Here is a 20,116-nt window from a genome sequence, read left to right as displayed (position 1 = left end):
TTCAGCCTCGGCCGTGCCGCTGTTCGTAGGCCTGCCGATCGCCGGATTCGCGGGCGCGCTTGGCCGTTTCGGCCAGGGCCGGATCGAAGCCGTGCTTGATCAGTTTGTTGCGCCGGAACACATAGGTGAGCGCCACGGTGAAGTAGATGAGCGGCAGGTAGAGCAGCGCCATCATGGCCAGGCGCATCCACAGCGGTCCCGGGACGAGCAGGAAGAGGCAGAGCACCGGGATCATCGGCAGGAGCATGCGGAGCAGATAGCGGCGGGTGGCGCCGGGGCCGATCAGATCATCGCGCACCCAGTCAGACATGGGCGGCGGGAGCGTGCGGCCGCAGATATAGCCGATCCGCTGCAAGAAGGACGGCGTGGCGGGTTCGGGCATATGCCCAGCATCCCCGCAGGGAATGGGCCGGACAACGTCGGGGGGTCGGCGGCTTTGACGACCCCGGGCGGTCAGGCCACGGTGCGAACGGCGATCAGGCTTCGGTGCGAGCGAGGTGGAAGGCGGTTACCTGGGTGACCAGATTGTGTGTGGAGCCCTTCACGGCGAGTTTCACGAACGGCTCGATGGTCCGGCCGAGCAGTTTTCCGGCCAGGCCGCCGGGCACCCGGTAATCGACGATGGCGTCGATGGTGCAGGATTCCTCGCCCTTGTCATGGAAAAGGAAGGTGGATTCGATTTCGAAACCCTTGATGGACTGCACGGCAATGGCGAGGCCGGGTTCGTGCCGCACGATCTTGATGGTCGAATGCAGCGATACGGGGCCCAGGCCGATGGTGCCGTCGAAGGTGGCGCCGACGCCTTCGGTTTGCTCGGTGAGCGGTTCGAAGGCCTTGATCTCACTGATGAATCGGGGCAGATTCCGGTAATCGTTGACGTAGGCGAAGGCCGATTCGGCCGACGCGGCGCATTCCGCGACGATCTTGACTTCGGTCATGCGCACGACAGTAACTCGTTCCAATTCAATGCGCAGATCATGAGGTGAGGGCCACATTCCGGCCCCCATGCCCGATTCCTACGCGGTGACCGCCAGCGTCGCCGCGAGACCGAACACCACCGCCATCAGCAGCACTTCGAAAATCGCACGGCGCAAAGAGGATTCCGCGTCCATGCGGTGCTCGGTCGCGAGCGGCACCCAGGTGCGCCGCCACCACCAGCCGATGGCCAGCAACGCGACCAGGATCACGGTCTTCGCCAGCAGGATCCGGCCGTACCCGGTGGTGACGAACGGGGTGAGACCGCCGAGGCGAACCAGTCCGTTCACCACACCGGTCACGGTCACGATCCCCGCCAGCGGCAGCGCCCAGCGCGAATAGCGGGGCAGCAGCACCGCCCATTCGCCGCGGGTGCGGACGGTCAGGGCCAGGGCCAGCAGCACACCGAACCAGGCGGACGCGGCCAGCGCGTGCACGGCTCCCAGCACCGAACCGAATGTCTGCTGCGACATATGTCCGGTGATGGGGCGCAGCGCGAGGGTCACCGCGGTGAACACCAGCACCAGATCGGCGGTGACCCGGTCCGGATTGCGAAAACCGAAGGCGCTGTAGACCGCTACCGCACCACTGCCGATGAGCAGCGCGATACCGATCTGGCCGCCGCTGACCGTGGTGAGGTAGTCACCGAACTGCCCGGCGCCCAGGTGCGCGGCCGGAATGCCCTGAACCTCGGCCGCTTCCAGCACCAGCAAGGTGAATTCCGCGGCCGCCCATACTCCGGCCAGCACGGTGAGCAGTCGCCACTGCGGCGTCAGTCGCGCGGACAGTCGCGGCAGCGCGGCCAGACCCAGCACCGCGGCGCCCGCGCAGTCGGCCAGCACCCGCACGGGTGCCTCCGCCTGCACGGGATCGCTCGCGGCCAGTACCCACGCCAGAGCCGCACCGTCGAGACCGAGCGGAACGATCAGCAGCAGAAACCAGCGCAGTGAGCTCCTGCCGCCGCTCGTCCCGCGCTCCCGGCGACGATCGGTGCGGTCCGATCGATTCACTTGCGCTGCTTGCCCCGTCCGCCCAGGAGTGCGAAGGCCAGCCCGCCGCCGAACAGCACCACCGCGCCGACGATGAACACCCACAGCGGTACCCCGCCGTCGGAGCCGCCGCCGGATTTGGCCGAGGAGTCCGCCTTCGGGCCCGGGGTTCCGGTGCCCGCCTTGGTAAGGGTGAAGGTGCGGGTGCCGCTGACCGGATGCCCGTCCGCGGAGGTGACCCGGTACGCGATCTTGTAATCGCCGACCGGACCCAGCTCGCCGACCTGGATGCTGATCGTCTGGTTCTCCACCTTCGGCTGGCCCTTGGACCACAGATTGCCGTCCGGGCCGGTGACCGTCATCGACGGGTAGCTGGTCTGCAGATCCTCGTTGAAGGTGACGCTGGCGGTCGCCGGCGAGGTGTCGATATGCGCGCCGTTCTCCGGGCTGGAACCGACCGGCACCGAATGTGCGCTCGCCACACCGCTGCCCAGCAGGGCGAACCCGGTGACGAGCAGACCGGCGACCAGACCGGCGAGGACTCTGCGGGTCATGATTTGCGACCGCGGATCACGCTGCCCAGCCCGAGTGCCGCACCCAGTGCGCCGAGGGCCAGGCCGACGCCGCCGAGCCAGCGCGCGGTGGTGTCGGTGTCCTTGTCCGAGGCGGTGGCGGCGACCGCGCCGTCGCCGTCATCGTCGCCGCCCTTGCCGACCGCCAGGGTCAGGGTCGGGGCGGGGTGCTCCGGCTCGCTGCCGTCCGCATTGTTCTTCTGATCCCAGACCACGACACTGCCGTCGGTGTAGGTCTGGGTGGCGGGGAAGCTGACCGTCTCCTGCTTGGGCAGGGCGACCGAGAGCACGAACCGCTGGAACTGACCCGGAGCGATACCCGGATTGCCCGGATTGGCGGTCCAGGTGGCGGTGACGGCCTCGCCCTTGTCGTTCTTGTCGATCTTCTCGGTCCAGCCGACCAGCGGTTCGGTACTGGCGCTCTTCAGATTCGGCAGGGCGACACTGAGTTTCGTGGTGGAGGCGGTGACCGATTCGGTCGGCACCTTGAAGGTGGCGACCGAATAGCCGCCCTGCGTCGCGCCCGGCGCGTCGACGGTGACGTGTGCGGAGGCGACGCCCGCGCTCAGCAGGGTGAGGCCGGCGGCGGCGACGGTGGTGCCGAAGGCACGCGAAGGAGAGATGTGCATGAGTGAATGGCCTCTTCTGGCAAAGGGTTACGGGTGAGGGGGAGTTGTCACACCGCAACCGGCGGGGCGCGCGAACCGTTCGCGCCCAGGGCGAGCAACTGCTTCGCCGCCGCCACGACCGGGGCCCAGCGCCCGGCCGGAGAGTGCACCGGCCGCCCGGCAGGCCGGGTCAGGACCGCCCGAAGGGTCTGCGACACAAGCAGATACAGCCGCTCGGCCACCAGAATCAGAACGGCGAAGACGAGCGCGGCCGTGGTGTGCGCCGCCGTCATAGCACCGGTACCCAGGAAATCCATTGCCCCCGCGGCATGCCCGTGCTGTGTCAGGCCGCCCAGCGCCACATGGCAGACGGGCTGACCCAGCACCAGCAGCGCGGGCAGGGCGACGGGGGAGTGCAGTGTCGCGGCCAGCGCGCTGATGGTTCCGGCCGCGAGCAACAGCAGCGCCAGCCCCGTCGACCCCGGATAGCCGCCACCCGCCACCCCGTGCGCCGCCACCGCCAGCACCGCCATGGTCACGCCCGCGAGACAACCACGGACAGTGCTGGATTCGGCGCGGCGGTGCATGGGATACGGCTCAGTTCACGCCGAGACGCGCGAGCACATCGGCTTCGATGCCGGAGAGCTCGTTGGAGATCGACGCGTGCACGGCACGGCGCCGCTGCACCGGCATCTGCGCGGCCGTGCGAATCGCGGCCGACAGGCTCTCGAGACGGTCGCGCGAGGCGGCCACGAACTGCTTGGTGTCGACGTCCTGCGGATTCTTGCGCTCGAGCTCGGCGAGCGTGCTCTCCACATTCACCTGCCGCGCCTGCAGTTTCGCACCGGGACCGGCGAATTCGCCGAGCTGATTCACCCCGATGCCGAGCTGCTGCGCCCGCCGGGTGTCGAGCTGCCCGCGCACGAACGTGGCCCCGCGATAGGCGATCGGCGCCAGCACCGGCAGCAGAATCCGCGCCACACCCAGGTACTTACGCACCTGCGCGGCACTGAACAGATCCCGATCGGCCTTGGCTGCGATCTTCAGCGCGGCCTTCTCCTCGGCCTGCAACTTGGAGATCTCCGCCTTCGCGACCTTCCGCTGCGTCCGCGCCTCGCCGCGATGCCGCTTCCGCTCGTTGCGCGCCCCGAGCTTGGCCTCCATACCGGCCTTGTGCTTCAGCGCCTTGGCCTCGGCCCGCCGTCCGGCCTTCTTCTTGCGCTTGGTGAACAACCCCATAGATGGCCTCCGTCATGCTGGTTCGCCATGGCAGCACAGGGCCGGGGGAAGTGCCTGTCCGCCCATGAAACACAGTTTGCGCTCACCCTAACGGGTGCCATTCCGGAACGGCGACCGCCGTGCCTGTTTCCGCCTCCCCGGAACTTTTGCCGCCAGGGACGGGAAGACCGCCGTCGCGGACCGGCGGTTGGCAAGGTGGCCACAGTCGGAGGTGGCTGGGGAGTTACCCGCATCTCACGAAATCAGTTGGTCGCGACCTGGGCTGCGGATCTCTTGTGGGGGTCCGGGGGCATGGCCCCCGGTCTCCACTTTTCGGGGGGTTCGGGGGCGGAGCCCCGTAATGAATCCGCGCTGTGACGGGGCGACGGGTTCTGCTGTCACAGGGTGAGTTCATACTTCAACCGTGTATTCGGGCATCGGTGACCATGGCGAGCGGGCCGCGTTTCTGGACGCGCGGGCCCTGATCGGCTGCCGGCACCGGCTGCTGCTGGACTCCAGCCATCCGCAGGTGCTGACCGGAGTGATCGAGGACGCCGGTGTGCAGCAGCGGCGGGAGGCGGCGGCCGCGCATCGGATTCAGGTGCGGGACACGCTGGTCGGAGCCAATCCGGACCTGTGGACGGTGATCGAGCCGGGCCAGTCCGCGGGCCACCGCGCCGAGGCGACCATGCGCGCCATGGAGGCCGGGGCGGAACGCATCTGGGGCGGACTGCTGCCGCAGGAATCCGATACCGGCCGCCGCGGCGGCTGCGAAATCCTCTGGCGCGATGCCGATCGCGGCGGGTACATCCCCATCGTGGTGGTCAATCACAAGGTGACCGATCCGCGCCAGCCCGATCCGGCCGACTTCCATCCGATGACGAGCAGCCTCTACGACTGGCGCCCGAAGTCCGATCGCAATGTGCGCACCCGTCCCCAGCCGCGTGATCAGCAGCGCCTCGCGCACCTGTATCGCATGCTGCAGCGGCACGGCCTGGCCAGCCCGTCCCTGGCGGGCGGCGCCATCGGTTATGCCTTCGACCGCATCCTCATTCACGACTTGGGCGCCGTGCTCGACGATTACGACCGCCGCTACGCCGACCGCATCGCGGTGGTGCGCGGTGAGCTGCCGACCATTCCGTCCAAGGTGCCCGAGTGCCGTCAGTGCCCGTGGTTCACCCGCGCCCCTGAGGAGGGTGCGCAGAGCTGTGAGAAATGGCTGGTCGCGCATCGCGATGTGAGCCTGGTGGCCCCGGGCGCCCGGTCCGAGGTGCTGCGCCGCCACGGCGTCGACACCATCGATGATCTGGCCGCCTGGACCGGCGACGCCCCGGACGACTGGCATTTCGAGCTGTTCACCGAAACCGTTGTCACCGCCCGCGCCTGGGCCACCGGCGCACCGCTGGTCCGCCGGGTGGAGCGGGTGCGGGTGCAGCGCGCCGACGTCGAGGTGGACGTGGACCTGGAGAGCTATCAGGAGCACGGCGCCTACCTGTGGGGCACGCTGCTGGACGGCGTCTACCGCCCGTTCGTCACCTGGGACCCGCTACCCACCGAGGACGAGGGCCGCTCCTTCGCCGAGTTCTGGACCTGGCTCATGCAGGTCCGCGCCGACGCCGCCGCGACGGGCAGAACCTTTGCCGCCTACTGCTATTCGCGCACCGCCGAGGACAAGTGGCTGTACGAGTCGGCGCGCCGCTTTGCCGGTATGCCAGGCATCCCCACCGAACGCGAGATCCAGAAGTTCGTCGACGGCCCGCAGTGGGTGGACATGTTCCAGGCCGTCTCCGAGCAGTTCATCTGCCCGAACGGCAAGGGCCTCAAGAAGATCGCCCCGGTCGCGGGCTTCTCCTGGCGTGACCCGGAGGCCGGCGGCGAGGCGTCCATGAGCTGGTACCGGCTGGGCGTCGGCTACGACGGCAGCGAACCGGACATGTCGCAGCGCACCCGCATCCTCGAGTACAACGAGGATGATGTGCAGGCCACGAAGGTATTGCGGGACTGGATGACGAACCGGGCAGATGCCGAGGTTCCCGGCATCGCCGATTTCGCGGGACGTAATATCGCGTCGTGACCGATCACGTTGAAGAGCTCGAATTCCAGGCCGAAACTCATCAGCTGCTCGAGTTGATGATCCACTCGGTTTATTCGAACAAAGACACTTTCCTGCGAGAGCTGATCTCGAACGCCTCCGATGCGCTGGACAAGCTGCGCATGGAGTCCTACCGCGACAAGGACCTGGTCGCGGACACCTCCGACCTGCACATCGAGTTGGCGGTCGACAGTGCCGAGCGTGTGCTCACCATCCGCGACAACGGCATCGGCATGTCCCGGGCCGAAGTGGTGGATCTGATCGGCACGCTGGCCAAGTCCGGCACCGCCGCCATGCGGGAGCAGTTGCTGGAGAACAAGTCCGACACCGCCGCCGAGGAGCTCATCGGCCAGTTCGGCATCGGCTTCTACTCGACCTTCATGGTGGCCGACAAGGTCGCGCTGACCACCCGCAAGGCCGGCGAGACCACCGGCACCCGCTGGGAATCGGCCGCGGGCAGCTCCACCTACACCATCGAGGAATTGACCGACGCCCCCCAGGGCACCACCGTCACACTGCACCTGAAGCCGGTCGACGACGACGACCACATGTTCGACTACACGATGGAGTGGAAGCTCCGCGAAATCGTGAAGAAGTACTCCGACTTCATCGCCTGGCCGATCCGCATGGATGTGGAGCGCACCGTCACCGAGGGTGAGGGCGAGGACAAGACCGAGAAGACCCTCGTCGAAACCCAGACCCTGAACTCGCAGAAGGCGCTGTGGACCCGCCCCAAGAGCGAGGTCACCGAGGACGAGTACAAGGAGTTCTACAAGCACGTCTCGCACGCCTGGGACGACCCGCTGGAAACCATCGCCATGAAGGCGGAGGGCACCTTCGAGTATCAGGCGCTGCTGTTCCTGCCCTCGACCGCGCCGTTCGACCTGTTCACCCGGGAGCACAAGCGCGGCGTGCAGCTGTATGTGCGGCGGGTGTTCATCATGGACAACTGCGAAGAGCTGATGCCCGAGTACCTGCGCTTCGTCAAGGGCGTGGTGGACGCACAGGACCTGTCGCTCAATGTCTCTCGCGAGATCCTGCAGCAGGACCGGCAGCTCAAGATGATCCGCAAGCGCCTGGTGAAGAAGGTGCTGTCCACGATCAAGGAGCTGCAGGGCGCCGAGGACAAGTCGAAGTACCAGACCCTCTGGCGGGAATTCGGCCGAGTTCTGAAGGAGGGCATGCTCTCCGATCAGGACAATCGCGAATCCATTCTGGCCGTCTCGTCTTTCGTGTCCACACATGCGACCGACGAGCTCACCACGCTGGCCGAGTACGTATCGCGGATGCCGGAGACCCAGACCGGGATCTACTACATGACCGGCGAATCCCGCGAGCAGATCGAGAACTCCCCGCATATCGAGGCATTCCGGGCCAAGGGCCTGGAGGTGCTGGTGCTGACCGATCCGGTCGACGAGATGTGGGTCGGTTCGGTGCCGGAGTTCGAGGGCAAACCGCTGCAGTCCATTGCCAAGGGTGAGATCGATCTGGAATCGGAGGAGGAGAAGAAGGCCTCCGAGCAGCTGCGTGAACAGCAGGACAAGGATTACGCCGATCTGCTCGGCTGGCTGCGGCAGACCCTGGACGACACCGTGAAGGAGGTCCGCCTGACCTCCCGCCTGACCACCTCCCCGGCCTGCATCGTCGGAGATGTGTTCGATTTCACTCCGCTGCTGGAGCGCATGTACCGCGCCTCCGGTCAGCAGCTGCCGGACTCCAAGCGCATCCTGGAGCTGAATCCGGCACATCCGCTGGTCACCGGTTTGCGTGAAGCGTTCGCCAAGGTCGCGGACGAGGCCGACAAGCCCGCCGAACTCGCCCAGACCGCCGAACTGCTCTACGGCACAGCGGTTCTCGCCGAGGGCGGTGTGCTCGCGGATCCGGCGCACTTCGCCCGTATCCTGGCCGATCGGCTGGCCCGAACGCTCTGACCTGCACGACATCTCGTCCCTGTCGCACCCCCGGTGGCTCGATCACCGGGGGTGCAACTGTGCGGCAGCGGTTTTCGGTCATGCCCGATCTCGCGCGGATGTGACGCCGGTAATTTTTTCGATGGTTCTGGGAACTCCCCCCGGCCGGGTGTGCGTTGTACTGCTTGGTCGTAAGTTTTTCGTGTTCGTGTCTTACATGCTCGCGCTGAACATCGTGCGGGCGCTTCTCTTGCCAGGCAAGCTGCAAGTGGCCTGCCGATCGTTTCGAGCGACCTGCAAGCAGTCGCTACGGATTCGACCCGGTCGCCGTGACCGCGGCGGCCGATGCAACATTCAGCAGGAGAAAGTTATGGTTCAGGGCACCGTCAAGTGGTTCAACGCGGAGAAGGGCTACGGCTTCATCGCCCGCGAGGACGGCCCCGATGTGTTCGTTCACTACTCTGAAATCGAAGGCAACGGCTACCGCCAGCTCGAAGAGGGCCAGGCCGTGAGCTTCGAAATCACCGAGGGCAAGAAAGGTCCGCAGGCAGCGGCCGTTCGCCCGGAGTAAAACTCCCGGATATGCGCTGATCAACCCGCGCACTCCGAACTCGTGAAACACCAAGACCCGCACCGGATTCCGGTGCGGGTCTTGTTCTCCAGTCGTGACAACTGATCTCGGAAGGTCCCGGTAACTCCCCGGGTACCCCCGAAATCGGTTGCGCACCTAGCCGTTCCTACGCGTAACCGGCTGGCGACGGCACTCGGCCGTGCGCTGAAGTTCCGGGGAGGCGGGGGAGCTTAGCGTGGCGCCATGCGGAGGGCGCCGTCCATGCGGATGGTCTCGCCGTTGAGGTAGTCGTGCTCGGTGATGTACTGCGCGAGCTGCGCGTACTCGTCCGGGCGTCCCAGGCGGGACGGGAACGGCACACCGGACTCGAGGCCCTTGCGGTACTCCTCGGTGACACCGGCGAGCATCGGGGTGTCGATGATGCCGGGGGCGATGGTGTTGACGCGAATGCCGAACTGCGCCAGGTCACGTGCGGCCGGAATGGTCATGCCGGCGACGCCGCCCTTGGAGGCGGAGTAGGCGATCTGCCCGATCTGGCCCTCGAACGCCGCGACCGACGCGGTGTTGATGACCACGCCGCGCTGGCCGTACTCGTCGACCGGCTCGGTCTTGGAGATGGCGTCGGCGGCCAGGCGCATGACATTGAAGGATCCGAGCAGGTTCACGGTGATGACCGTGCGGAACAGCTCGAGGTCGTGCGGGCCGTTCTTGGACAGGATGCGACCCGCCCAGCCGACACCGGCGCAGTTGACGACGATACGCAGCGGCACACCGGATTCGACGACCGTGGCGACCGCGGCGGCCACCTCGTCACCACTGGTGACATCGGTCGGGATCAGGGTGACACCGGCGGGGACACTGTCGCCCGCGCGCTCGATCGACTGTGCCAGGTCGAACCCGAACACGGTGGCACCGGCGTCGGCGAAGCGCTTGGCGGTGGCCGCGCCCAGGCCGGACGCACCTCCGGTGACGATGGCGGCGGAGCCGGAAATCTCCACGGTGATTGGTCCTCTCGACTGTGGAGCGCCCTCTCACTGGCCCTCCGTCAACAAGCACTGTATATATCTGCCTCCGCTTCGCTCCGGCGGGGTTCGCGGCCCTGTTACCCGGTTCTTCCCTCCTTCCGCTCCTCCGCTTCGCTCCCCCGCTCCACTCAGTCCAGAACCGGGCGGGCCACGAACTTGGGGCGGATGCATTTCGGGCGCTCGACCTTGGTCCACTCAGTCCAGAGTGGGGACGAACGCGAAGCTCGGGGTGTTTGCGAAGGGGGCGGGGGTCTTTGTGGGTCAGACTTTGCGGTTTGCGAACACATGTGTTCGTTGAGTGCTAATCTCGTCCTATGAACGCCAGCACGGCCCGACGCCAGCGCCGTGGTCTCCTAGGCCCGGCCCAGTCGGTGGCCGGCAAACGCATCCTGATCACCGGTGCCGCTCGCGGCATCGGTGCGGCCCTCGCCCGGCAGCTGCATGCCCGAGGTGCCCGGGTGGCACTACTGGGCATCGAAGAGGCCCTCCTGGCCGAGGTCGCCGCGGACTGCGGCGACGCACCCTGGCGCTACTGCGATATCGGTGATCAGGACCAGGTGGAGCGAGTGGTCAACTCGCTCACCGCGGAACTGGGCGGTCTCGACGCCGTGGTTGCCAATGCCGGTATCGCCCGCCAGCTTTCCCTGCTCGGCGGCGAGCCGGACGTGCTCGAGGAAACCCTCACCGTCAATGTGCTCGGCGTCTACTACACGCTGCGCGCCGCCGGCCCGCACATCGCGCACCCCGGCGGTTATGTGCTGCTGGTGTCCTCCCTGGCCGCCGCCATTCACCTACCCCTGGCGGGTGCGTACAGCGCTTCCAAGGCCGCCGTGGAGGCCCTCGGCGACACCCTGCGCATAGAACTGCGGCACACCGGCGCGAAGGTCGGTATGGCCTATTTCGCCGAACTCGACACCGATATGACCAGCCGCGGCTTCGGCACCGATGCCGCGCGAGACATCCTCGGCCGCAATACCGTTTCCGGCACCGCACCGCTAGGTCCGGCCATCGACGCCATGGAACGCGCCCTGGCCCGGCGCTCCCGCAAGGTGTTCTCGCCGTACTGGGTCGGCCTGATCCTGAGCTTCCGCGGCGTCGGACAGCGTGTTGTCGACTACGCTCTGCGCCACGGGGTCGAGACCGGCTTGGAAGTTGCCCGGACCGAGCGGGTGGCATTCACCACCGAGCAACCGGCGCGCCCCCGCAGAATGGGAAAGCTCGCCTGAACCGCTACGGCCCAACGGAGTTCACCGCATGACCGATTCGGCAGTAACCGCTCGCCAGTTGCCTCGCGGCCGGCACGGTCTCCCCCGCGAGATGGTGGTCGCCGCGCAGCGCGACCGCATTCTGCTGGCCATGGCCGAGGCCATGACCGAGAACGGTTATGTCGGAACACCGGTCGCGGCGGTCATCAAGCGCGCCGGTGTTTCGCGTGAAACCTTCTACGAGCAATTCCGTTCCAAGGAAGATTGTTTCGAGGCCGCCTTCGAGCGCGCCGTGGAACTCATGCTGACCGGCATCTTCGCCGCGACGGGCGCCGAATTCGACGGCGAGACCCAGACCGAGCGCATCGAACGGGTACTCGGCTCCTACCTGGACGCCCTCGCCGCCGAACCCGCGTTCGCGCGGGTATTCCTCGTCGAGGTCTACGCGGTCGGCCCGGAGGCCATCGCCCGCCGCACCCAACTGCAGGAAACCTTCGTCGCGGTCGTCGCCGATATTTTGGACGCCGATACAGAAGAGCAGCGTTTCGCCTGTCAGACCCTGGTGGCCGCACTGAGCGCCATGGTCACCAATCGCATTGCCGTCGGTGATGTGGAGGGCCTGCGCGCCCTGCGTGACCCGCTGCTGAACCTGGTGCGCCGCAGTGGCGGCCTGTTCGGCGCCGTGCCCCTCGCCGACTGAACTATGCGGTCCGCTCCTCGATAGTGCGGTCCGGGAGATCCTCGCTGTCCGGTCGCGCCGGAATGGGCGTGCCGGCCCGCCGGCGCAGCAGCAGCACCACTCCGGCGATCGCGGGCAGGACCAGTGCCACTGCCGCCGCGCCCGGTGTCCCCAGTCCGGGGGCCAGTACGTCGAGCAGCGTCGCCGCGCCGAAGTACAGGAACAGCAGGCCCGAGCACAGCGCGATCAGCCGTTCCGGCACATGCTTGCCGACCGTCACGCCGATCAGAATCGCGAGCCCGCCGGCGGCGACCATGCCGAGCACCGAGCCGATCCACACCGCTACCCAGCCGTTCTTGGTGGCCAGGGCCATGGTGGCGAACATGGTGCGGTCGCCGAGTTCGGCGAGCAGGAAGGCGGACAGCACCACCAGGAAGGCCGACCGCGACTTGGTCTGCGGCGGCGCGGTTTCGGCCTCGGCCTCGTCATCCGCGCCGGACAGGATTTCGTGAAGTGTCCACAGGCCGACACCGATCAGGGTGGCCGCGGCGAACAGTGAGATGACGGTGGTGGGCAGCGCCGCACCCAGGAAGTGGCCGACGCCGACGGCGATCAGGTTCACCAGCACACTCGCCACGCTGATCGCGCTCAGCACCACCCACCAGCGGTAGCGCAGCGCGAATGTCAGGGCCATGAGTTGCGATTTGTCGCCCAGCTCGGCGAGGAACAGTGCGCCGAAGCTCAGCAAAATCGTGGTGATCACAGTGTCGGCTCCCAGGTCTCCGGCCTGTCGGCATGAATGCGGGGGCGCTTCAGCCGACACCCGAACCAAAAATCGGTTTGGTTTGTCTTGGCCGAAGGTCTCGCCCACCGGAAACTTCCACCGGTTCACGCAGCCGGACCCGAGCAGGATCAGTATGTCGACTACGCAATTGGGGGCTACTCCCCTTCGCTGCCGCCGATACTACCCCGGCAAATCCGGCATCGCCAAACCGATGTCATCGAAATCGCAATGCGCGCAATAAGTTTGGAGACGCTGCCGCAAGGTTTCGGGTGCCCTTACACGTCCGGCAGGTGTGCCCTCACGCGGCCAGCAGCATGGCCAGAACCGCGGTGTCGGGATCGCTGATCGGATCCACTCCCACCCTGCTCACCATGGATGTCACGGACCCGTCGGTATCCGTTTCCACCCAGGCCGCCCGATGTTCCAGACCCAGATGCGGCAGCCCCGGCAGGAGCAGGGTGCCGGAGGCCGCGCCCGAGCACTCGGGCAGCGACGGCCGCGTTTCGCGCGGCGGATGTAGCAGGATCAAGGCCGGTGGCACATGTGCGGCAAACCTTCCGGGCAGCAGCGCGGACGCGCCCAATACGGTGCCCTCGGCAATGACCAATCCGACCATCCCCGGCTCGGGATCCTCCGGCAGCTCCTCCCGGGCCCCGAACACCGTTGTGGTCGCCAGCAGCCCCGGCAGACTCGCCACCCGCACGGCCAGCACCAGTAGCTGTGCCCATTCCTTCGTGGAATCCGGCCACCGACCGGAAATGACGAACCCGCGAAGCGCGCCGCCCGACTCCTGTGTTGATGAAACGAAGGGCAATACACCGATCTGCTCGCTCATCGCGTGCCTCCCGATATGACGATCCCGGGGCGGCTCTGCCCGTCCTAGTACTCGAGTTTGTACCTATCCAGGACTGGCACACAAGTACCAAAGAGTGCTAGCACCCGGCGTGTCCGTCGAACACCCACCAGGGAAAACGCAAAAAGCCCGCGAACCAACATGGTTCGCGGGCTTTTCGACAAACTGGCCGGAGCTTCAGGGCGCTTGCGTCCCCAAGCTGGCCAGAGTCCCAGTGATGTGTCCCTGACCCTGCCGGAGCTTGCGGGGTTGCGTTCCCGACCTCGCCGGAGCTTGCGGGGTTGCGTTCCCGACCTCGCCGGAGCTTCAGGGGTTGCGTCCCCGACCCCGCCGGAGCTTCAGGGGCTGCGTCCCCGAAACTCCGTCCGCGGTCAGGGGCGGTTACTCCCGTACCCCGGTCGAGGGTCCAGGGGCTGCGTCCCCGGCCCCTCGGTCAGGGGGTGTGGGGCACAGCCCCACGACATCCCTTCCGGGGGTTCGGGGGCATGCCCCCGATTCCTCCCCCTTCGGGGGTGTGGGGGCATCAGCCCCCACGTCAGTCCTACGGCTGTCAGCCGAAGATCAGACCCTTGCCCTGCTGGGTCGCACGGGCGAAGCGGTCCTGCACGTCGGCCCAGTTGACGACGTTCCAGAACGCGGTCACGTAGTCGGCCTTGACGTTCTTGTACTGCAGGTAGAAGGCGTGCTCCCACATGTCGACCTGCAGCAGCGGGATGATGCCCAGCGGCACATTGGCCTGCTGGTCGTACAGCTGGAAGGTGAGCAGCTTCTGGCCCAGGGTGTCGTACCCGAGCACGGCCCAGCCGGAGCCCTGCAGGCCGTTGGCGGCAGCGGTGAACTGCGCGCGGAACTTGTCGAACGACCCGAACTGGTCGTCGATGGCGGCCTCGAGCTCGCCGACCGGCTTGTCGCCACCGTTGGGGGAGAGGTTCTTCCACCAGATGGAGTGGTTGGCGTGGCCACCCAGGTGGAACGCCAGGTTCTTCTCGTTCAGGAAGATGGCGGCATGGTCGCCCGACTCACGGGCGGCTTCCAGCTTGCCCAATGCGGCGTTCGCGCCCGCGACGTAGGCGGCGTGGTGCTTGGAGTGGTGGATCTCGTTGATCTGCCCGGAGATGTGGGGCTCCAGGGCGCTGTAGTCGTAATCCAGTTCTGGCAGCGTGTACTCAGCCACGATGTCCCTTCCTCAGTGTGTCGGGGCTGTGTGCCCGGGGCCTTTGCCTAGGCGCACCCAACCATCATTCGTACACCCGCTCCCGTGCAACCGGGCTGCGTGCCCCTACATTCCGGTGCTCACGACACTTTCCCAACCATTGGAACAGTGGTGATCACAACTGGAGCCGGGCCGGTACAGGCATACCTCGACGGCCGTCGCTGAAACTGAGGGGTGACGGCCGTGGGGGCCGCGGCCCCCACGAATTCACGCTTATTTCACAACGGATTTCACAGTGCGGGCACGATATTCACAGTGGCGGCACGATATTCGGTCGCATGGTGCGCGGGTCGCCGGCGTCGTGTGCCTGCCACCAGCGCACACCACCCGCGATGAAGTCGGACAGCGGAATCTCCGTGCCCTTCTTGTCCTGCACGGTGATGCCCTCGAACCACACTCGAACATCGAGTTCGCGTGGATCGACGCCCTCTTCCTGCGAGATTTCGAGCATGTGAGCCGCGGGCCGATCGTTCAGGACGGTGTCGAAGCTGAGCAGTTTGCGCCACTGCGTCCACGCGTTGTCGTCGAGGTCGAAGAATTCCCAGCCGTGCAGTCCGCCGCCGCCGAAGCTGTTGACGGCGTCGTGCAGCCCGTCCAGTTCGAGCGGCAGTACCACCGGGTCGAGGTCGTCCCAGCGCTGGCGGCGCAGCGAGGCGGCGACGCGGCTGATCCCGGTGAGGGACAGGTACACATCACAATCTGCCGGCGGTGGCCCGTCGACGGGAAGTGTCAGGACGTCGAGTTCCAGCCGAAACTTTCCGGCCGCCGCGTCGACGTCGATTCCGAGGCATGTCGCCTCGGACAGTGCGGTGTTGAGTCCGGTGATGTCCAGTCCGTCGAGTAGCCCCCTGCTCACAGTCATAGCGCCAGGCTACCGATCTTGCCTGGCTGAGCCCAGGAATTCCGTTTTTATGTATGTATGTCGTTTTTTTCCGGGGCGCGCGGAACCGATCGCTGACCGGGGCCGTCCTACTAGATGTCGGGTCGACCGCTCCGAGCGGTGGAGGGGACTTTTCGGATCGGTTGACCGGACTTTCCGGGTCTTTCCGTCACTTCTCAACCTGTGGATCAGGTTGTGGATTATGTGGATAACTACATCGAGCCCCCGCGTAGCGCCCCTGCTTCGGGGCGTGTGACGGGGTACCGTCCGGCAGAACGAACCGCCAGTTCTGGACGCTTCGCCGGGACAGAACTCCACGGCCTTTCGGCGCCCGTGGCAGGATCGAAACCGTGAGCAGTTCCGATGTCCCCTCGGTCCCCATCGACGCCGTGCCTGCGGAATTCGATGCTGCGCGGCCGTGGGCGCCCGGCACACCCGCTCCCGCCCTGCTCCTCGACGTCCGCGAGGACGATGAGTGGGCGCTCGGGCACGCGCCCGGCGCCCTGCACATCCCCATGGTCGATGTGCCCGCCCGCATCGACGAATTGGATTACGACGCCGAGATATACGTGGTCTGCCGCCAGGGCGGCCGTTCGCTCCCGGTGGTGCAGTACCTGACGCATGTCGGTTTCGACGCTTTCAGTGTCACCGGTGGCATGGTGGCGTGGCAGCTTGCCGGACGACCGCTCACCGGCGACGGTGACGAAGCGAAGATCTACTAGCGACGATCGACCAGCGCAGAATGATGGAGCGAATGAACGGGGGACACGTGGCAGATCCGCGATCCGCGGTGGTACAGCCGTGCGCCCGCTGCGGCGCCCGCTGGGCGGTGCAGGGTAAACCACTGCACTGGTGCCCGCGCTGCCATGGCGTACTGCTCTCACCCGCGGCGGTGGACGCGCCGCCCGCGCGCCGCAACTACCGCTGGGTGGCGCGCCCGCCGGGCCGCAAATCCGCTCCGCCGCAGCCGTCCCGGCGGCCCGTCGCACCGGAGACGCCGCGCTACACGCAGATTCCGCGCTGGGGGTTGCAGGATCGGCTGCCGCAGGAATCGGTGGCGCCGCGCACCCGCTTCGAGACCCTGATCGCCCGATTGCCGCTGCTGCTGATCACCACCGCCATCGTCTACGGGGTGGCCGCGCTCGCCGAACTCGGCCGCTACGGGATTCTGCTGCGCAATCGCACCCGCCTGATCCAGCCCGCGCTGCTGTGGATATCCGATGGGGCGGTGACGGTTTCCGCCATCGCGGCCGCGCTGGCGGCGCTGGTGACGGCGGTGGCGCTGGTCGGCTGGCTGGCACAGACCCGCCGCACCGCGTATGCCGGTGTGGGACGGCGGGATCCGCGGCCGCGCTTCGAACTGTTCCTGGGCTGCCTGGTCCCGGTGGTGAATCTGGTGTGGGCGGGCGTGTTCCTCACCGAGGCCGTGCGCGAGGGCGACGACGATCCGCGACTGCTGCGGGCCGTCCGCATCTGGTGGGCCGCCTGGGTTTTCAATGCGGTGCTGGTGACCGCGGCGGTGCTGTACCGGTTCACGAGTTCGCTGCAGGCGCGTGCCGACGGCGTGATGGTCACCGTATGGGCCGATCTGGCCGCGGCCGGCGTCGCGGTGCTGACACTGTGGCTGGTGCGCGCCTTCGCCGGTGTGGACCTGCGTGGGCGTCCCGCGAGGATCACGCGCTGGCTGCCCGCGACCACTCCGGCCACCTCGGTCATCGAACCGGTGCACCCGGCCGGGGCCGAGGGCGCCGGGCGGCGCGCGCCGAACGACGCTGTCGGGAATGATGAGGCGACCGTTCAGAATCCGGAGACCGCGACAGCGTCCGCCGACGGGGCGCCGGAACCCGAGCACGAGGAGGTATTGGCGAAGTGAGCCCGGCCAATCGCGCACCGTTCGTGGTGGCGCACCGGGGGGCGTCGGCAGCGCGACCCGAACACACCCTCGCCGCATACGAACTCGCGTTGCAGGAGGGCGCCGACGGGGTCGAATGCGATGTGCGCCTGACCAAGGACGGGCAGCTGGTCTGCGTGCACGACCGCACTGTGGACCGCACCTCCAACGGTGCCGGCGCGGTCAGCGAGATGACCCTCGAGGAGCTCAAGGCCCTGGATTTCGGTGCGGACGGGGAACCGGCCGCGGTCCTGACCCTGGCCGAACTCATCGAACTGGTGCTGGACTGGAAGAGCCGTCCCACCAAGCTGTTCATCGAGACCAAGCATCCGGTCCGCTTCGGCGCCCTCGTCGAAACCACCCTGCTCAGTGAGCTGCAGCGCTACGGCATCGCCGCCCCGGCCTCCGCCGATCACTCACGCGCCGTGGTGATCTCCTTCGCCGCGACCGCGGTCTGGCGCATTCGCCGCGCCGCGCCGCTGCTGCCCACCGTCCTGCTGGGCGAGTCCTCCCTCTACCTCTCCGGCGGCGCGGCAACCACCGTGGGCGCCACCGCGATCGGCCCCTCCGTCCGCACCCTGCGCGAACACCCCGACCTGGTCGACAAGGCCGCCGCCGCGGGCCGCGCCACCTACGTCTGGACCGTCGACGATCCGGAGGACGTCCGCCTCTGCGCCGACCTCGGCGTCAGCTGGGTCGCCACCAACCACCCGGGCCGCACCAAGGGCCTGCTCCCGGCGGCCTGACCGGCCCGCATCGAGCCGCCGGACCCGGCAAACGGGTGGGGTGCTGGGTTCCGAAATTCCCACTGCCGCAATATCCCTCGGGCTCGCGGTCGCCCGATGCCGGCGCCGGGCGCGGTGCAACCCTGATTCGGCGTCGGGAATTCGTTCTCGATGAGGGCGACCGGTCGGTGGCCCGCAAACGGCCAGCGCCGTCGGTGGCCGGTCCCGGCGCACCCTGTAGTTTTGCCAGCTATGGGTAAGAGCAAGCGCAACAGTCCCAAGCCGGACAGCAACCGGGCGGAGAAGCTGGCCGCGCGCCGGGCCGAGCAGGAGCAGGCGTCGCAGACGATTACGCGGCCGTTCGAGGGTCTGGCTGCCGAATGTGATCTCGTCGCGCTACGGGAGTTCGTACCGTCGGCGACCGCCACGCTGAAGCTGTCGCCGAGCATTGCCGCCGAGCGTGCCGTCACCCTCGCCACGGTGCTGCCGGGTGCGGTGGCCGCGCTGGTGCGGGCCGGCGAAGAGCCGATCGGTTTCGTCGGCACGCAGGTGCAGTTCCATTCGGGCAATCCGGCCGCCGATCTCGCGACCGCGATTCTGTGGACGCAGTCGGCCGAGCCGGGCGAATCGCTCGCGGGCGCGACTGTCGAAGGCGCGCCGAGCCTTTCGGACGTGCTCGACAATGCGGCCCTGGATCTGACCGTGCATCAGGACTTCAACTGGTGGGTGCCCGAGGGCGTCACCCCGGACAGGCAGGTGGCCGCCACCATCGAGCAGGCCAATCTGGCCATCATGCCGTCGGCCCGCCTGAACCTGGGCGCGGATGCCGTCGGTGCGGCCTGGTGGGTCGACGCCGGTGAGAAGGCGCACCTGCGCTGGGTCCGCCCGGAGGACGAGGACCAGCTCATGCTGGCACTGGCGCGGCTGCACGCGGCCGGTGAACTGCACCTGGGTGAGGGTTCGCGCTTCGCGGGCTCGTTCCGCACGCACGGCCTGCTGGTCCCGGTCTTCGACCTCGATCCGGAACGGCACGCGGTCGAATGGGAGCCGGCGGCAAAGGAATTCGGCGCTCGTCTGGCGGCTGCCCTGAAGAACGACGAGCCGATGAGCTCGGAGGAGCGGCGTTCGCGCGACGGTCTGCGTTCGCGTCAGGTCACGCTGCGCTGATCGTGCGGTACGCGGGCCGTTTGCCGAGGGTTTCCCCTCCGGCTAACGGCCCGGAGCCTTTTCGACAGCTCAGCAAAAAGGCCCGGTCCTCCGTACGGGACCGGGCCTTTGCGTCAAGCCGGAATTACAGCGCGCCGCCGGCGGTGTGCGGCGAGCCCGAAGCATCCTTCGGAGAACTCATTTCGCGAGAAACGAAATTCTCCAGATCGAACATATTGGCACTGGCCCGCTCGGCGACGGTGAGGAGGGTTTTCATGGTCGCGACCTCCTCGACCTGCTCCTTGAGGAACCACTGCATGAACTGCTCGCCCTGGTAGTCGCCCTCTTCGCGGGCGGTCTTGGCGAGCGCCACGATCTGCTCGGTGACCGCCTGCTCCTGAGTCAGGGCCAGGGCGATGGGCTCACGGGCATTCTCGAATTGCGATGTGGCGGGATCGACATTCGCCACCTCGACGATGAAGTCCTGGTCGAGCAGGTACTGCGCGATCATCAGCGCGTGATTGCGCTCTTCGACAGCCTGCTTGTAGAAATACTTGGCCAGGACCGGCAGATCAGCGTGATCGAACCACAATGCAATGGCCACATACTGGTGCTCGGCATTGAATTCGTTGCGAATCTGATCCTGCAGCAGGGCGTGGAACTTGCTGCTCTTGGTTTGGGTTCGGCTGGACATGGGGAAGACATTAGCCCTGGTCAGAATGCGTGTCATCCAAGTACAACCTTATTGAGTGCAGCCTTATTGAGGCAAGTATTGCCTAA

General features: G+C 67.1%; 22 protein-coding genes. 9 read left to right on the top strand and 13 right to left on the bottom strand.

Features of this window, described 5'->3' with window-relative positions:
- Window position 1: 1 nt before the first annotated feature.
- The 7 genes from OG716_RS31235 to OG716_RS31205 all read right to left on the bottom strand — a co-directional run bounded on the left by OG716_RS31235 (window position 2) and on the right by OG716_RS31205 (window position 4,383).
- Window positions 2–382, bottom strand: a complete 381-nt coding sequence (locus OG716_RS31235) for a DUF5313 family protein (protein ID WP_405134076.1) — start codon at window positions 380–382, stop codon at window positions 2–4.
- A gap of 94 nt (window positions 383–476) precedes the next feature.
- Entirely contained in the window at window positions 477–938 is a 462-nt protein-coding gene (locus OG716_RS31230; RefSeq protein WP_405134075.1) for an SRPBCC family protein, read from the bottom strand.
- Window positions 939–1,016: 78 nt separating this feature from the next.
- Window positions 1,017–1,985 carry a copper resistance D family protein gene (locus tag OG716_RS31225; protein ID WP_405134074.1) on the bottom strand — a complete coding sequence of 323 codons (969 nt, stop codon included), beginning with the start codon at window positions 1,983–1,985 and terminating at the stop codon, window positions 1,017–1,019.
- Window positions 1,982–2,518 carry a copper resistance protein CopC gene (locus OG716_RS31220; protein ID WP_405134073.1) on the bottom strand — a complete coding sequence of 179 codons (537 nt, stop codon included), beginning with the start codon at window positions 2,516–2,518 and terminating at the stop codon, window positions 1,982–1,984. Before OG716_RS31220 ends, OG716_RS31225 begins: the two co-directional genes overlap by 4 nt.
- Window positions 2,515–3,165 (bottom strand): YcnI family protein, encoded by a 651-nt coding sequence (locus tag OG716_RS31215; RefSeq protein ID WP_405134072.1) that lies wholly within the window; start codon window positions 3,163–3,165, stop codon window positions 2,515–2,517. The genes OG716_RS31220 and OG716_RS31215 overlap by 4 nt, the downstream gene beginning before the upstream one ends.
- A 47-nt stretch (window positions 3,166–3,212) precedes the next feature.
- Window positions 3,213–3,683 (bottom strand): hypothetical protein, encoded by a 471-nt coding sequence (locus OG716_RS31210; RefSeq protein WP_405134071.1) that lies wholly within the window; start codon window positions 3,681–3,683, stop codon window positions 3,213–3,215.
- A 58-nt stretch (window positions 3,684–3,741) separates the two neighbouring features.
- Window positions 3,742–4,383 (bottom strand): DUF6474 family protein, encoded by a 642-nt coding sequence (locus OG716_RS31205; protein WP_405134070.1) that lies wholly within the window; start codon window positions 4,381–4,383, stop codon window positions 3,742–3,744.
- 403 nt (window positions 4,384–4,786) lie between these two features.
- Here OG716_RS31205 and OG716_RS31200 point away from each other — a divergent pair, with 403 nt between their 5' ends.
- From OG716_RS31200 to OG716_RS31190, 3 genes are all read left to right on the top strand, one after another.
- Complete coding sequence (locus OG716_RS31200; RefSeq protein ID WP_405134069.1) at window positions 4,787–6,436, top strand: TM0106 family RecB-like putative nuclease; 1,650 nt, start codon at window positions 4,787–4,789, stop codon at window positions 6,434–6,436.
- Window positions 6,433–8,385, top strand: coding sequence for a molecular chaperone HtpG (htpG, locus tag OG716_RS31195; protein WP_405134068.1), 1,953 nt, complete (start codon window positions 6,433–6,435; stop codon window positions 8,383–8,385). Before OG716_RS31200 ends, htpG begins: the two co-directional genes overlap by 4 nt.
- A 349-nt stretch (window positions 8,386–8,734) precedes the next feature.
- On the top strand, window positions 8,735–8,935 hold the full coding sequence (locus OG716_RS31190) for a cold-shock protein (protein ID WP_405140032.1): 201 nt from the start codon (window positions 8,735–8,737) through the stop codon (window positions 8,933–8,935).
- Window positions 8,936–9,165: 230 nt separating this feature from the next.
- Here OG716_RS31190 and OG716_RS31185 read toward each other — a convergent pair whose 3' ends face one another.
- Window positions 9,166–9,933 carry an SDR family NAD(P)-dependent oxidoreductase gene (locus tag OG716_RS31185; protein ID WP_297611074.1) on the bottom strand — a complete coding sequence of 256 codons (768 nt, stop codon included), beginning with the start codon at window positions 9,931–9,933 and terminating at the stop codon, window positions 9,166–9,168.
- A gap of 341 nt (window positions 9,934–10,274) precedes the next feature.
- Here OG716_RS31185 and OG716_RS31180 point away from each other — a divergent pair, with 341 nt between their 5' ends.
- Both OG716_RS31180 and OG716_RS31175 read left to right on the top strand, forming a co-directional pair.
- A complete protein-coding gene (locus OG716_RS31180) occupies window positions 10,275–11,186 on the top strand; it encodes an SDR family NAD(P)-dependent oxidoreductase (RefSeq protein ID WP_405134067.1) in 912 nt (303 codons plus the stop codon).
- A gap of 28 nt (window positions 11,187–11,214) precedes the next feature.
- On the top strand, window positions 11,215–11,865 hold the full coding sequence (locus tag OG716_RS31175) for a TetR/AcrR family transcriptional regulator (RefSeq protein WP_405134066.1): 651 nt from the start codon (window positions 11,215–11,217) through the stop codon (window positions 11,863–11,865).
- Window position 11,866: 1 nt separating this feature from the next.
- On the opposite strand, the gene OG716_RS31170 is transcribed toward OG716_RS31175, so the two are convergent.
- The 4 genes from OG716_RS31170 to OG716_RS31155 all read right to left on the bottom strand — a co-directional run bounded on the left by OG716_RS31170 (window position 11,867) and on the right by OG716_RS31155 (window position 15,556).
- Complete coding sequence (locus OG716_RS31170) at window positions 11,867–12,607, bottom strand: TMEM165/GDT1 family protein (RefSeq protein WP_405134065.1); 741 nt, start codon at window positions 12,605–12,607, stop codon at window positions 11,867–11,869.
- A 319-nt stretch (window positions 12,608–12,926) separates the two neighbouring features.
- Window positions 12,927–13,463, bottom strand: coding sequence for a peptidase (locus OG716_RS31165; protein ID WP_327143015.1), 537 nt, complete (start codon window positions 13,461–13,463; stop codon window positions 12,927–12,929).
- A gap of 568 nt (window positions 13,464–14,031) precedes the next feature.
- Entirely contained in the window at window positions 14,032–14,655 is a 624-nt protein-coding gene (locus OG716_RS31160; RefSeq protein WP_297611090.1) for a superoxide dismutase, read from the bottom strand.
- Between the two features lie 289 nt (window positions 14,656–14,944).
- Window positions 14,945–15,556, bottom strand: coding sequence for a hypothetical protein (locus OG716_RS31155; protein WP_355125434.1), 612 nt, complete (start codon window positions 15,554–15,556; stop codon window positions 14,945–14,947).
- 368 nt (window positions 15,557–15,924) lie between these two features.
- Here OG716_RS31155 and OG716_RS31150 point away from each other — a divergent pair, with 368 nt between their 5' ends.
- The 4 genes from OG716_RS31150 to OG716_RS31135 all read left to right on the top strand — a co-directional run bounded on the left by OG716_RS31150 (window position 15,925) and on the right by OG716_RS31135 (window position 19,357).
- Entirely contained in the window at window positions 15,925–16,296 is a 372-nt protein-coding gene (locus OG716_RS31150) for a rhodanese-like domain-containing protein (RefSeq protein ID WP_405134064.1), read from the top strand.
- A gap of 32 nt (window positions 16,297–16,328) precedes the next feature.
- Complete coding sequence (locus OG716_RS31145; RefSeq protein ID WP_405134063.1) at window positions 16,329–17,447, top strand: DUF4328 domain-containing protein; 1,119 nt, start codon at window positions 16,329–16,331, stop codon at window positions 17,445–17,447.
- On the top strand, window positions 17,444–18,211 hold the full coding sequence (locus OG716_RS31140) for a glycerophosphodiester phosphodiesterase (RefSeq protein WP_355125440.1): 768 nt from the start codon (window positions 17,444–17,446) through the stop codon (window positions 18,209–18,211). Before OG716_RS31145 ends, OG716_RS31140 begins: the two co-directional genes overlap by 4 nt.
- Before the next feature lie 231 nt (window positions 18,212–18,442).
- Window positions 18,443–19,357: a DUF5926 family protein gene (locus OG716_RS31135; protein WP_405134062.1), complete on the top strand. Its 915-nt coding sequence runs from the start codon at window positions 18,443–18,445 to the stop codon at window positions 19,355–19,357.
- A 124-nt stretch (window positions 19,358–19,481) separates the two neighbouring features.
- Here OG716_RS31135 and OG716_RS31130 read toward each other — a convergent pair whose 3' ends face one another.
- Window positions 19,482–20,030, bottom strand: coding sequence for a ferritin (locus OG716_RS31130; protein ID WP_405134061.1), 549 nt, complete (start codon window positions 20,028–20,030; stop codon window positions 19,482–19,484).
- Window positions 20,031–20,116: the final 86 nt, after the last annotated feature.

It is taken from the genome of Nocardia sp. NBC_01388 (assembly GCF_045040085.1).
Lineage (GTDB): Bacteria > Actinomycetota > Actinomycetes > Mycobacteriales > Mycobacteriaceae > Nocardia.
The sequence above is the reverse complement of the archived record's forward strand: the minus strand, read 5'-3'. Positions and strand labels throughout refer to the sequence as shown.